Annotated in this window: 11 protein-coding genes, 1 tRNA gene and 1 pseudogene; 9 read left to right on the forward strand and 4 right to left on the reverse strand. The window is 72.4% G+C overall.

Annotated features, from left to right (window positions below; genetic code table 11):
* A pseudogene (locus AB0B97_RS13340) lies at positions 1-303 on the reverse strand (hypothetical protein); the annotation flags it as partial.
* A 158-nt stretch (positions 304-461) separates the two neighbouring features.
* Here AB0B97_RS13340 and metG point away from each other — a divergent pair.
* Positions 462-2264 carry a methionine--tRNA ligase gene (metG, locus tag AB0B97_RS13345; protein WP_357493475.1) on the forward strand — a complete coding sequence of 601 codons (1803 nt, stop codon included), beginning with the start codon at positions 462-464 and terminating at the stop codon, positions 2262-2264.
* A gap of 46 nt (positions 2265-2310) precedes the next feature.
* On the opposite strand, the gene AB0B97_RS13350 is transcribed toward metG, so the two are convergent.
* A complete protein-coding gene (locus AB0B97_RS13350) occupies positions 2311-3549 on the reverse strand; it encodes a hypothetical protein (RefSeq protein ID WP_357493477.1) in 1239 nt (412 codons plus the stop codon).
* A 75-nt stretch (positions 3550-3624) separates the two neighbouring features.
* Here AB0B97_RS13350 and AB0B97_RS13355 point away from each other — a divergent pair, with 75 nt between their 5' ends.
* From AB0B97_RS13355 to AB0B97_RS13380, 6 genes are all read left to right on the forward strand, one after another.
* Positions 3625-4524: a TatD family hydrolase gene (locus AB0B97_RS13355; RefSeq protein WP_234585527.1), complete on the forward strand. Its 900-nt coding sequence runs from the start codon at positions 3625-3627 to the stop codon at positions 4522-4524.
* A gap of 46 nt (positions 4525-4570) precedes the next feature.
* Positions 4571-5440 (forward strand): 16S rRNA (adenine(1518)-N(6)/adenine(1519)-N(6))-dimethyltransferase RsmA, encoded by an 870-nt coding sequence (rsmA, locus tag AB0B97_RS13360; protein WP_357493479.1) that lies wholly within the window; start codon positions 4571-4573, stop codon positions 5438-5440.
* Positions 5441-5526: 86 nt separating this feature from the next.
* Positions 5527-6477, forward strand: coding sequence for a 4-(cytidine 5'-diphospho)-2-C-methyl-D-erythritol kinase (locus AB0B97_RS13365; RefSeq protein WP_234585542.1), 951 nt, complete (start codon positions 5527-5529; stop codon positions 6475-6477).
* 117 nt (positions 6478-6594) lie between these two features.
* Positions 6595-8400: an ABC-F family ATP-binding cassette domain-containing protein gene (locus AB0B97_RS13370; protein WP_357493481.1), complete on the forward strand. Its 1806-nt coding sequence runs from the start codon at positions 6595-6597 to the stop codon at positions 8398-8400.
* Between the two features lie 95 nt (positions 8401-8495).
* Positions 8496-8951: a DUF4383 domain-containing protein gene (locus AB0B97_RS13375; RefSeq protein ID WP_357493483.1), complete on the forward strand. Its 456-nt coding sequence runs from the start codon at positions 8496-8498 to the stop codon at positions 8949-8951.
* Between the two features lie 206 nt (positions 8952-9157).
* On the forward strand, positions 9158-9634 hold the full coding sequence (locus AB0B97_RS13380) for a DUF4383 domain-containing protein (RefSeq protein ID WP_234585563.1): 477 nt from the start codon (positions 9158-9160) through the stop codon (positions 9632-9634).
* 7 nt (positions 9635-9641) lie between these two features.
* Here the strand turns inward: AB0B97_RS13380 and AB0B97_RS13385 are convergent, their stop codons facing one another.
* A complete protein-coding gene (locus AB0B97_RS13385) occupies positions 9642-10328 on the reverse strand; it encodes a TetR/AcrR family transcriptional regulator (protein WP_234585795.1) in 687 nt (228 codons plus the stop codon).
* A 223-nt stretch (positions 10329-10551) separates the two neighbouring features.
* Positions 10552-11517: an acyl-CoA desaturase gene (locus tag AB0B97_RS13390; RefSeq protein WP_357493486.1), complete on the reverse strand. Its 966-nt coding sequence runs from the start codon at positions 11515-11517 to the stop codon at positions 10552-10554.
* Positions 11518-11848: 331 nt separating this feature from the next.
* On the opposite strand from AB0B97_RS13390, the gene AB0B97_RS13395 reads away from it, so the two are divergent.
* A tRNA-Gln gene (locus AB0B97_RS13395) sits at positions 11849-11920 on the forward strand.
* A gap of 110 nt (positions 11921-12030) precedes the next feature.
* A complete protein-coding gene (glmU, locus tag AB0B97_RS13400) occupies positions 12031-13563 on the forward strand; it encodes a bifunctional UDP-N-acetylglucosamine diphosphorylase/glucosamine-1-phosphate N-acetyltransferase GlmU (protein WP_357493488.1) in 1533 nt (510 codons plus the stop codon).

Consider the following 13563-nt stretch of genomic DNA (forward strand, 5'->3'; position numbering starts at 1 on the left):
CGGCGGGTTTGGGCGGGCCGGGCTGGGCACGGGCGCCTGCGGGCCGGGCCGGGCCGGGGTGGGGGCCGGCGCGGCAGGCGTGGGCCGGGCCGGGCCGGCCGCGAGCTCCGTCGAGGTGTCCCGCCGTGGCACGGCCGCCCGTCCGGCCGGCGTGGGCCGCTGGTGGCCGGGCCGGTCGGGTTCGGCGGCGGGGACCGGCCGGGGTTGCGGCGCGACCCCGGCCCGGGGTGCGCCGGGCTCGTCGTCGCCGGTCGGCCCGGTGGGACGCTCGTCGTGGTCCCGGGCCGCTCCTCTGCCAGTCACGACGTTCATTGCACACCGGTGGCGGAGGCAGATCGGGCAGTTGGACCGCGTGTCGACGACAAATCGGACCAATGGGCGGGGTGGTCGGTCCGGTCCGACGGCCCAGCACCCCCCATTGGTTCGCGGACGCCCCGGGCGGGTCACTAGGCTTGCTGCTCATGAGTCACGTTCTCGCGGCAGTGGCCTGGCCGTACGCCAACGGCCCCCGCCACATCGGCCACGTCTCCGGTTTCGGCGTTCCCTCCGACGTCTTCGCCCGGTACATGCGGATGGCCGGCCACGACGTGCTCATGGTCTCCGGCACCGACGAGCACGGCACCCCCATCCAGGTGCAGGCCGACGCCGACGGGGTGACCCCGCGCGAGCTGGCCGACAGGTACAACAGGGTGATCGTCGAGGACCTGCACGGCCTCGGGCTCTCCTACGACCTGTTCACCCGCACCACCACCCGCAACCACTACGCGGTGGTGCAGGAGCTGTTCGAGGGGATGTACCGCAACGGCTACATCGTGCCGAAGACCACCATGGGCGCGATCTCGCCGTCCACCGGGCGCACCCTGCCCGACCGGTACATCGAGGGCACCTGCCCGATCTGCGGGTACGACAGCGCGCGCGGCGACCAGTGCGACAACTGCGGCAACCAGCTCGACCCGATCGACCTGATCGACCCGAAGTCGCGGATCAACGGGGAGACCCCGAAGTTCGTCGAGACCGAGCACTTCTTCCTGGACCTGCCCGCCCTGGCCGACGTGCTCCGTCAGTGGCTGAACACCCGCGACGGGTGGCGGCCCAACGTGCTGCGGTTCTCCCGCAACCTGCTCGACGACCTCCAGCCCCGGGCGATCACCCGGGACCTGGAGTGGGGCGTGCCCATCCCGTTGGACGACTGGCGGGACCGGCCCGACAAGCGGATCTACGTCTGGTTCGACGCGGTGATCGGTTACCTGTCCGCCTCGATCGAGTGGGCCCGCCGCTCCGGTGACCCGGAGGCGTGGCGCAGGTGGTGGTCGACCGACGGCGAGGGCAAGGACGCCAGGTCCTACTACTTCATGGGCAAGGACAACATCGTCTTCCACTCGGTGATCTGGCCGGCGCTGCTCTCCGGCTACTCCGGCGAGGGCTCCCGCGACGGCGAGCCGGGCGAGCTGGGCCGGCTCAACCTGCCCACCGAGGTGGTCTCCAGCGAGTACCTGACCATGGAGGGGCGTAAGTTCTCCTCGTCCCGCAAGGTGGTCATCTACGTCCGTGACTTCCTGGAGCGCTACGACGCCGACGCGCTGCGCTACTTCATCGCCGCCGCCGGCCCGGAGAGCAACGACACCGACTTCACCTGGGCCGAGTTCCTGCGCCGCAACAACGACGAGCTGGTCGCCGGCTGGGGCAACCTGGTCAACAGGTGCGTCTCGATGGCCGCGAAGAACTTCGGGGCGATCCCGTCGATCGACCCGGCCGGCCTCACCGAGGCCGACGAGGCGCTGCTCGCCGTCGCCCGCGCCGGGTTCGACACGGTCGGCGACCTGATCGGCCGGCACCGGCAGAAGCAGGCCATCGGCGAGGCGATGAAGGTCGTCGCCGAGGCCAACAAGTACCTGTCCGAGCAGGCGCCGTGGAAGCTCAAGGCCGAGGCCGACAAGCCCCGCCAGGGCACCATCCTGCACGTCGCCCTCCAGGTGGTCAGCGACGCCAACACGCTGCTCACCCCGTTCCTGCCGCACTCCGCGCAGCAGGTGCACGAGCTGCTGGGCGGCACCGGCGTGCACGCGCCGATGCCGGTCATCGAGCAGGTCGACGACCTGGACGGCGGGCCGGCGTACCCGGTGCTGACCGGGGACTACACGGTGGGCGCGCGCTGGGAGTCGGTGCCACTGGAGGTCGGTCGGCCGCTGGCCGCGCCGAAGCCGGTGTTCCGCAAGCTCGACCCGTCGATCGTCGACGAGGAGCTGGCCCGACTGGCCGGCTGATCAGCGAACGGCGGGCGGTGGTGGGCGCTCCCACCGCCGCCCGCCGTCACATCACGTACCGGGTGTCCATGACCTGGTCGTTGCTCACCTCGGCGCCCGGCGCCCAGGTCTCGTAGACACCCCGGTCGTGGCACTGCGCGCCGGTGGCGACCACCGCTTCCGGGTCCGGGAAACGCAGCCGGAGCCGCAGCCAGCCGGCCTCCTCGCGCAGCACCAGGCACGACACGCCCCGCCACTGCGCGAACCGCAGCCGCCGGGCCACCGCCTCCACCGGGTAGCGGGCCGCCCGGGTCATCGCCAGCACCCGGAACCCGCCGGGCAGGTCGGCCACCGCCTCGTACTCCGTATCGCCGTAGAGGCCTACCAGCTGGGTGGAGCGCGGGGCGTCGCCGGTCGGCACGTACTCCTGGTCGGGGGAGAGGCCCGGCACCGCGGCCAGCAGGTGCCGCCACTGCGGGCCCACCATCCGCAGCCACGCGCGCTGCTCGGCCTGGTAGCTGTAGAGCACCACCTCGACGCCCTCGGCGGGGTAGGCGACAAGCGTCGCGTTCGCCGGCATGGGCAGGTCCGCGAAGTCCCGGGTGATGAACTCGGGGATGAGCTGGCCGTTGCTCGGGACGAAACCGGTGCCCAGCACCGGAGGGCCCAGCCGGTCCCGGGACGCCAGCGCCGTCAGCCCCCGGTGCGCCTCGCCCACCGGCACGTCGTAGTCGTCGGGGTCGGCGGCCCGCCAGCGTAGCGCGTACGCCACGTCCGAGCCGTCCCGGCCGACGTCGCCGTCGGTGCGCAACACGGTGGTCGTCGACGGCGTACGCAGGTGCGCCACGTCGTGCTCGCGGTAGCAGAAGCCGTGCGGCAGCCAACCCCGCACGTACCCGGCGAGCTGCCGGGCGGAGAGCACCTTGACCATCCGGGTGCCGCGCCGGATGACCGCCGACGCACGCACCGCGGCCAACACCGGGTCACCCGCCGCCGACGGCTGCTGGCTCAACTGGTGTACGTGCGACCAGCCGTGCTCCCGGTGCGCCGGCATCATCAGCGGTGTCTCCGGCTCCTCGGCCGGCACGACGGCACCGTGCACCGCGCTCACCTCGGTGACGTGCACGAACCGGCGCCACGGCAGGGCGCTGCCCGGACGGGGCGCCCACTCGAAGCCGGCCACCTCCTCGGCGCTGAACAGCTCGTACGCGGCGCCCCGGGCGATCTCCTCGGCCGGGTACACGCCGCCGCCGAACGCCACGCGCAGCCCGGTGCGCTCACTGGCGGGACTGCTGAGCTCGCTCACCCGGCGACGGTAGAGTCGCGCGGCGTAGTCGAGGTGAACGCCGGGTGGCGGGCGGATGGACGGCCCCGGTGTGTGATGCTGTCGCTGATGAGCGAGCCGACTGAAACCCGCCGCGAGCGTGCCGCCCGGCGGGCCGGAGAGTTCCCGCCCGCCCCCGAGCCGCTGCCACGGCCGGTGCTGGACAGCCACACCCACCTGGACATCACCGTCAGCGAGGCCGGCGTACCCGGCGGCGGGCCGTCCGACGACCCGATCGGCACGGCGATCACGGTGGCCGCCAAGGTGGGCGTGGACCGGCTGGTCCAGGTGGGGGTGGACGTGGCGTCCTCGCGGTGGGGCGCGGACATCGCCGAGGCGTACCCGGCCGTGCTGGCCACCGTGGCGCTGCACCCCAACGAGGCCCCCCGGCTGGCCGACCTCGACGAGGCGCTGCGGGAGATCGAGTCGCTGGCCGCCCGCGACCGGGTCCGGGGGATCGGCGAGACCGGCATGGACTTCTTCCGCACCGGCGACGAGGGGCGCGCGGCGCAGGAGACGAGCTTCCGGGCGCACATCGCCATCGCCAAGCGGTACGGCCGGACGCTTGTCATCCACGACCGGGACGCGCACGCCGACGTGCTGCGGATCCTCGACGACGAGGGCGCACCGGACACGGTGGTGCTGCACTGCTTCTCCGGCGACGCCGAGTTCGCCCGCGAGTGCGTGCGCCGGGGCTACCTGCTCAGCTTCGCCGGCACTGTCACGTTCGGCAGCGCCACCGCCCTGCGTGCGGCCGCCGCGCTCACCCCGCTGGACCAGATCCTGGTGGAGACCGACGCCCCCTACCTCACCCCGACCCCGCACCGTGGCCGGCCGAACGCGTCGTACCTCATCCCGCTCACCGTCCGGGCGCTCGCCCAGACCACCGGCAGCGACCTGGACGAGCTGTGCGCGGCCATCTCCGCCACCGGCGACCGGGCCTTCGGCCCGTGGTGAGCCCGGCCCGCCGGCCGGTCCCGACGACGCCGCTACGCTGCCAGGCATGACCGGTCTCCTCGGCCCGGCGGAGATCCGGGAGCTGGCCGCCCGGCTGGGCGTCGCGCCCACCAAGAAGCTCGGCCAGAACTTCGTGCACGACCCGAACACGGTGCGGCGGATCGTCACCGCCGCCGGCCTGACCCCCGACGACGTGGCCCTGGAGGTGGGCCCCGGCCTCGGCTCGCTCACCCTGGGGCTGCTGCCGGTCGCCGGGCACCTGCACGCCGTGGAGATCGATCCGACGCTCGCCGGTGCGCTGCCGGAGACCGTCGCCCGGCACGCCGGTGCGGACGCCGCCCGGCTCACCGTGCACCGCGCCGACGCGCTGCGGGTCAGCGCCGCCGAGCTGGGTGACCCGCCGCCGACCGCGCTCGTCGCGAACCTGCCCTACAACGTCGCCGTGCCGGTGGTGCTGCACCTGCTCGCCGAGCTGCCCAGCCTCCGGCACGGCCTGGTGATGGTGCAGAAGGAGGTCGCCGACCGGCTCGTCGCCGGTCCCGGCTCCAAGGTGTACGGCATCCCGTCGGTCAAGCTCGCCTGGTACGCCCACGCCCGGGGCGCGGGCAAGGTGCCGCCGAACGTGTTCTGGCCGGTGCCCAACGTCGACTCCGGTCTGGTCGCCTTCACCTGCCACGAGCCGCCCCGCGCCGACGTGCCGCGGGAGCGGGTCTTCGCCGTCGTGGACGCGGCGTTCGCGCAGCGCCGCAAGACCCTGCGCGCCGCGCTGGCCGGCTGGGCCGGTGGCCCGGACCGGGCCGCCGCCGCGCTGACCGCCGCCGGCGTCGACCCCGGCGCCCGGGGGGAGTCCCTGACCGTCGAGCAGTTCGCCGCCATCGCCGCGTCGGCCCCGGCCGGTACGGTGGCCGCGAAGTAGGCTGACGCCGTGTCCGCCGACTCCGCCGAGGAGCTGATTTTGAGCAAGCCGTTCGACATTCGCCTGCGCACGCGGGACCTCACCCCGTGACCGAGGCCTGGCGACCGGACGACGAGGACGAGCGACGCGGGGCCGCCGGTCCGGTGAAGGTCCGGGTGCCCGCCAAGGTGAACCTGCACCTCGGGGTGGGCCCGCTGCGCCGCGACGGCTACCACGAGCTGAACACCGTCTATCACGCCATCTCCATCTACGACGAGCTGACCGCCCGGCGGGGCGACACGCTGGCGTTGACCATGGAGGGCGAGGGCACCGGCGAGCTGGCGCTTGACGACTCCAACCTGGTGATCCGTGCCGCGCACGCCCTGGCCGGCTACGCGGGGGTGCTGCCGCACGCCCGCCTGCACCTGCGCAAGCAGATTCCGCTCGCCGGTGGGCTGGCCGGCGGCAGCGCGGACGCGGCCGCCGCGCTGGTGGCCTGTGACGCGCTGTGGGGCACCGGGCTGTCCCGCGACGAACTGGCCGGGATCGCCGCCGACCTGGGCTCCGACGTGCCGTTCCTGATCTACGGCGGCACGGCGCTGGGCACCGGCCGGGGTGAGGCGGTCAGCCCGGTGCTGGCCCGAGCCACCTCGTGGCACTGGGTCGTGGCGATCGCCGATGTCGGCCTGTCCACCCCGGCCGCGTACCGCGAGCTGGACCGGCTGCGCGACTCCGGCGCCGCCGGGGCTCCGCTGGGCAGCACCGACGCGCTGCTGGGCGCGCTGCGTCAACGTGACCCCCGGGTCCTCGCCCGAACGCTGGGCAACGACCTGCAGGACGCCGCGCTGGCCATGCGGCCCGCGCTGGCCGACACCCTCAAGGCCGGCGAGGCAGCCGGCGCGCTCACCGGCATCGTCTCCGGGTCCGGCCCGACCTGCGTCTTCCTCGCCGCGGACGCCGCCGACGCCGAGCGGATCGCCGCCGAGCTGACCAGCGCCGGTGTGTGCCGGGAGGCGCGGGTCGCGCACGGGCCCGTGGCGGGCGCCCGGGTCGGCTGAGGTCGCGTCCCGGGCGGCCCGCGCGGCGCGGGTGGCCGGGACGTCCGCGTACCCTTGGGTTCAGGCGTCCCGAGGTGCCCGCCGGCACCCGGACGCCTTGATCTTGAAGGGTGGAACGTGGCCAACATCGTCAATCTGGACCGGGTGTCCAAGGGGTACGGCGCCGCCGGGCGGCTGCTCACGGACGTCTCGCTCGGCTTGGACGACGCCGACCGGATCGGTGTGGTCGGCCTCAACGGCGCCGGCAAGTCCACCCTGCTGCGCCTGCTCACCAAGCAGGAGGACCCCGACGACGGCCGGGTCACCCACCGCCGTGACCTGCGCGTGCTCTGGCTGCCGCAGCAGCTCACCCTCGCCCCGGACGCCACAGTCCGGGACGTCGTGCTGGGCACCGCCTGGCTCGGTGAGGGCATGGGCGCCGAGCACGAGTGGGCCGGCGACGCCGGGGTCCGCAACATCCTCGACGGCCTCGGCATGCCGCACCTCGGGCTCGACCAGCCGGTCGGCCCGATGTCCGGTGGCGAACGGCGGCGGGTGGCCCTCGCCGCGTTGCTGGTCCGCGACTCGGACCTGCTGATCCTCGACGAGCCCACCAACCATCTCGACGTCGCCGGTGTCGACTGGCTGGCCCGGCACCTGGTCGGCCGCAAGGGCGCCCTCGTGGTGGTCACCCACGACAGGTGGTTCCTGGACGCGGTCTGCACCACCACCTGGGAGGTCGCCGACCAGACCGTGCGGGCGTACGAGGGTGGCTTCGCCGCCTGGATCCTCGCCCGCGCCGAGCGTGAACGTGTCGCCGCCGCCACCGAGGCCCGTCGGCAGAACCTGCTCCGCAAGGAGATCGCCTGGCTGCGCCGTGGCCCGCCGGCCCGGACCTCCAAGCCGCAGTTCCGCATCGACGCCGCGAACGCGCTGATCGCCGACGTGCCGCCGGCCCGCGACACCATGTCGTTGCAGCGCATGGCCGTGTCCCGGCTCGGCAAGCAGGTGTACGAGCTGGAGAACGTCGAGCTGCACGCCGGGCCGAAGGAGATCCTGCGGGACGCCACGTGGCTGGTCGGCCCGGGTGACCGGATCGCCATCCTCGGCGCCAACGGCGCCGGCAAGACCACTCTGTTGCGGATGCTCGCCGGCATCACCCGCCCCGACGGTGGCCGTCTCGGCACCGGCTCCACGGTGCGACCGGCGTTCCTCTCCCAGGAACTCGCCGAGCTGCCCGGGCACCTGCGGGTGCTGGAGGCCGTCGAGGAGGTCGCCCGCCGGGTCCAGCTCGGCGACCGCGAGGTCTCCGCCGCCCAGCTCGCCGAGGTCTTCGGGTTCGACGACCGCCGGCTCTGGACGCCCGTCAGCGACCTGTCCGGTGGTGAGCGTCGCCGGTTGCAGATGCTGCGGCTGCTCGCCGGCGAGCCCAACGTGCTGCTCTTCGACGAGCCCACCAACGACCTGGACACCGACACCCTGGCCGCGTTGGAGGACCTGCTCGACTCGTGGCCGGGCACGATCATCGTGGCCAGCCACGACCGTTACCTCATCGAACGGGTCACCGACACGGCGTACGGGATGTTCGGCGACGGCCGGCTCGTGCACCTGCCGGGTGGCGTCGACGAGTACCTCGCCCGGACCGCCGAGCGGGCCGGCGCCACCCGGGCGGGCGGCACCGGCCCGGTCGCGCCGGCCGGGCCCACCACGGGTGGCATGTCCGCCGCCGAGGTGCGCCAGGCCCGCAAGGAGCTGACCCGGCTGGAACGGCAGCTCGGCAAGCTCGACCAGCGCGAGGTCACCCTCCTCGACCAGCTCGCCGCCGACGCCACCGACTACGCCAAGGTCGCCGACCTGGACACCCAGCTCAAGGATCTGCGCGCGGAACGGGAACGGATCGAGGAGACCTGGATGACCCTCGCCGAGGACCTGCCCGAGAGCTGAGCGGGTCGGGCACGCCGGCGCGGGGGCCGTGTGCGGCGTCACACCGACACATGCGGGACAATCGTCGGCGACACCTCACCCTTGGAGACCCAGACATGGCCCACACCCCCATCAACCACCCCGCGCGGCCGATCTACCGGGCGATCGGCGGGCTGACCGGTCTGTACCTGGTGGTCTTCGGCGTGCTCGGCATCATCGCGGGCGCCGGCAACGAGATCCTCGCCCAGGACGACACCCGCGTCCTCGGCCAGGGCACCAACCTCGGCTTCTCGCTGCTGTGCGTGCTGCTCGGGCTCGTCGTGCTGGCCGGCACCGCGCTCGGCCGCAACATCGACGTGGCGATCAACCAGTGGCTGGCGTACGCCCTGATGGTGATCAGCCTGGCCGGTCTGGCGTTCATCCGGACGGACGCCAACTTCTTCAACTTCAGTATCTTCACCGTGATCGTCGTGATGACGGCCGCCCTGGTGCTGCTCATGGCCGGCATGTACGGCAAGGTCGGCACGGAGGATGAGGCGGAGGCGTTCCAGAAGGCTCGTCTCGTTCTCTGATCTTCTTCCGCGGTTGCGGCCGTGGGTTTTCGCCGGAGCCCGAGCTGCTCCGGGCGGTCAGGCTTGATCCCTGCGCAGCTCGGGCTCCGGCGAAAACCTGACCTGGTCCAGCCTCCGGCGGACCTCCCGCCATTGAGGTTTTCCGGACAGTCGACTCGACCCTGAGCGACAATTCCCCTGAAACGGTCAATTCAGGGGGTCTTGGTATGCCGCACTTTCCGGTGAACCATCCGGCACGGCCGCTCTACCGGGTCCTCTCCGGCCTGATCGGCGTCTACATCCTGGTCTTCGGCGTCTGGGGTGTCGCCGAGACGATCGGCGACCCGCTCTTCGCGCGGAACAGCACCTGGGCCCTCGGCCTACGGACCAACCTGGCCTTCTCGCTCGCCTCGGTGGTCTTCGGCGTCGTCCTGATCATCGGGGCGTCCCGGCGCAGCAACCTCGGCCACTACATGAACCTCACCGCCGGGGTGGTGTTCCTGGTGACCAGCATCCTCATGATGTCCGTGCTGCAGACCGACGCGAACTTCCTCAACTTCTCGATGTCGACAGTGATCGTGTCGATGCTGTTCGGCCTGATCCTGCTCGGCACCGGCCTCTACGACAAGATCGGCCCGTCGGAGCACGCCGAGGCGGAGCTGGCCCGCCGCAAACATCCGGTGGCCGACGCGCACCGGAGCTGAACCGCGGTCAGCGGCGACGGGCGGTGATCAGCGTGGGCTTCGCCTCCAGGTGCGACAACCCGTTCCACGCCATGTTGACGAGGTGCGCCGCCACCGTCTCCTTGCGCGGCTTGCGCACCTCCAGCCACCAGCGGCCGGTCAACGCGACCATGCCCACCAACGCCTGCGAGTAGAGCTCGGCCAGCTTCGGGTCGTACCCGCGGCTCTTGAACTCGGCGCCCAGGATGTGCTCGACCTGGTGGGCCACGTCGTTCATCACGCTGCTGAAGGTGGCCGTGCCGGACATCAGCGGCGACTCGCGGACCAGCACCCGGAACCCGCTGGTCTCCTCCTCGATGTAGCCCAGCAGGGCCATCGCGGCCTGCTCCAGCAACTCACGCGGATGCCCCGCCGTCAGCGCCGTGGTGATCCGGTCCAGCAGGGCCCGGACCTCCCGGTCGACGACTACCGCGTACAGCCCTTCCTTGCCACCGAAGTGCTCGTACACCACGGGCTTGGAGACCTTGGCGCGGGCCGCCACCTCCTCGATGGAGGTGGCGTCGAACCCTCGCTCGGCGAACAGTTGTCGGCCGATCGCGATCAACTGCTCCCGCCGCTGCGCGGCGGACATGCGTACCCGTGAGGGGGGCTTGGGTTTCGCCGCCGCAGCCGGCACTGCGCGCCGGCTGCCGGCTTCGTCACTGACCTCGGGCATGTCGCCGCCTCGCTGGCGCTCGGTGACGCCCTGCCGTCCGATGGTGCTTCCGCTGTGCCCGCTCACGTCGTCGCCTCACTGGCGGGCGGCCGGGCCGCCCTGCCGTGCCGTCCGACCGTACCCGGATCGGGCCCGGCTCCCCGTGCGCCGAGCCGTCCGGTCCCCCCGCTCCGCTCGGTCACCCGGCCATCCTGCCAGGCGACCTCTCGTGGCACCGCCCGGTTTACCGGGGTGCGACAGGCTTCACGAGCTTGGCCGCGAGGCGTTCGGGCTTCGGCCAGCGCACCTGCGACGCCGCGCCGACCTTCTCGAACAGCCAGATCACCCGGGCCGAGATGTCCACCTGACCGCGCAGCACACCGTGTCGCGCGCTGGTCGGGTCGGCGTGGTGCAGGTTGTGCCAGCTCTCACCGAACGACAGGATCGCCAGCGGCCAGAAGTTCGACGCGCGGTCGCCCTGGCGCATCGCGAACGGGCGCTCGCCGTACACGTGGCACACCGAGTTGATCGCCCAGGTGACGTGGTGCAGGAGGCCGATCCGGACCAGTCCGGCCCAGAAGAACGCGGTGAGCGCGCCCTGCCACGACCAGGTCACCAGACCGCCGATCAGCGCCGGGCCGAGCAGCGAGACGGCCACCAGCACGGGGAACAGTCGGTCCACCCGGCTGATGTCGCGGTCGGCGATCAGATCCGGTGCGAACCGCTGCCGGTTGGACAGTTCGCGGCGGAACAGCCAGCCCACGTGTGCGTGGAACAGACCCCGCGTCAGCGCCCAGAAGCTGGTGCCGAAACGCCACGGCGAGTGCGGGTCACCCTCCAGGTCGGAGAAGGCGTGGTGCCGCCGGTGGTCGGCCACCCACTGGATGATCTCGCCCTGGACCGCCAGCGAACCCGCGACCGCCAGGGTCACCCGCAGCCACCGCTTGGCCTTGAACGAGCCGTGCGTGAAGTAGCGGTGGAAGCCCACGGTGATGCCGAGCCCGGAGACCACGTACCAGACCAGGCCGATGACCACGTCGGTCCAGCCCAGCCAGCCGCCCCAGGCGACCGGCACGGCGACCAGCAGGGCCACGAAGGGGATCACGACGAAGGCCCACAGGGCGGCCAGGATCCCGGAGGACTGGCTGCCGTCGGTGAGCGGTTTCGGGCCGGGGCCGGCAGTGTTGGGTTCGAGGACGGTAGTGGACATGGCACCTCGCAGAGGGGACGGAAACGATCACTAACCTACGCCTACGTCACCGTAACTTACGGCTCGGTAGATCGCACGGGGAAGTTTGGAAAAGCTGTCGTACGTAGGTCCTAAGGACCTGGTCATCGCGGTTTTGCCCAGCGCCGTGGTGTGCCGCCGGGGCGGCCGTTCGAGCGGGTTTTCGCCGGCACCAAGGTCATGAACCACGCGCGCTGGGCGGCCAGGTGGAGGGGATCATGAAGGGCGTGAGTGCTGGCGTCGCGGCCGTCGGGCGTTAAGGTGTAGCGGCAGGATGCTCGCCCCAGCGGCGACGGTGTTCTTGACGTTGCAATCGGCCGTGGTGTAATTGGCAACACCCGGGTCTTTGGTACCCGTATTTCAGGTTCGAACCCTGGCGGCCGAGCTGTCCCTACAAGTCCGTTTCGGGTTCTGCTGGGGGTAAGAGGACGCGCTGCCGGGCTGCGTGGTTAGCATGGCCGCGAGAGTGTCCGCCGTCCCGACGGGAGCCACGTCGTGCCCCAGCCCCACCTTCGTACCGTCGTCGTGCTCGCCGCGGGTGAGGGCAAGCGGATGAAGTCGACACTGCCCAAGGTGTTGCACCCCCTGCTCGGCCGTACGCTGCTCGGCCACGTGCTGAGCGCTGCCGGGCCGCTGGCCGCCGACCGCACAGTCGTCGTGGTGGGCCACGGCGCCGACCAGGTCCGGGCCCACCTGACCGAGATCGCCCCCGACGCCACGCCCGTGCTCCAGGCCGAGCAGCTCGGCACCGGGCACGCCGTGCGGATCGCGTTGGACGCCGTGCCGGAGGGCGCCGGCACGGTCGTGGTGATCAACGGGGACGTGCCGTTGCTGCGACCGGAGACGGTGGGCGCGCTGGTGACCGCGCACGAGGAGGCCGCAGCCGCGGCCACCGTGCTGGCCGCCGAGGTGCCCGACCCGGCCGGGCTCGGGCGGATCGTCCGGGACGCCGACGGCCGGCTGGAGCAGATCGTCGAGGAACGCGACGCCGACGCGACCCAGCGCGCGATCCGGGAGATCAACGCCGGCATCTACGCGTTCGACGCGGTGCGGCTGCGCGACGCGCTGGGCAAGCTCTCCACCGACAACGACCAGGGCGAGGAGTACCTGACCGACGTGTTCGGCCTGCTCCGCTCCGTCGGCGAGCCGGTCGCGGTGCACGTGGCTGTCGACCACGTCGAGACGCTGGGCTGCAACGACCGGGTGGAGCTGGCGTCGCTGCGGCGGCTCCTGCGTGACCGGGTCAACGAGGCGTGGATGCGCACCGGGGTGAGCCTGCTCGACCCGGTGACCACCTGGATCGACGTGACGGTGGCGCTGGACCGCGACGCGGTCATCGACCAGAACACCCAGCTGCGCGGGGCCACCGTCGTCGGCGCGGGCGCGCTGGTCGGGCCGGACGTGACGCTCATCGACACGATCGTCGGCCCGGCCGCCTCGGTGGTGCGCAGCCACGCCGTGGGCGCCGAGGTGGGCGCGGGTGCCAGCGTGGGCCCGTACGCGTACCTGCGGCCGGAGGCCCGGCTGGGCGAGAAGGCGAAGGTCGGCACGTTCGTCGAGGTGAAGAAGTCCGAGATCGGGCCTGGCTCGAAGGTGCCGCACCTGACGTACGTGGGCGACGCGACGATCGGCGAGCAGACCAACATCGGCGCCGCGTCGGTCTTCGTCAACTACGACGGGGTCAACAAGCACCGCACGGTGATCGGCAGCCACGCCCGGACCGGGGCGGACAACATGTTCGTCGCGCCGGTCGAGGTGGGTGACGGCGCGTACACGGCGGCCGGCTCGGTGATCGTGGACGACGTGCCGGCGGGCGCGATGGGTGTCGCCCGCGCGCGTCAGCGCAACATCGAGGGCTGGGTGGTGAAGCGGCGGGCCGGTACGGCGGCGGCCGAGGCCGCGCAGCGCGCCGGCGACGCGAAGGGTGCGTCGGAGATTGCCGGGACCGCAAGCGACAGTGAGGCAATGCACGGGCGGGCCGAGACGGTGGGCGGTGCGTCCGGCGCGGGAGATACTGCAACCGAATAG

Source organism: Micromonospora sp. NPDC049004 (assembly GCF_040649315.1).
GTDB lineage: Bacteria > Actinomycetota > Actinomycetes > Mycobacteriales > Micromonosporaceae > Micromonospora.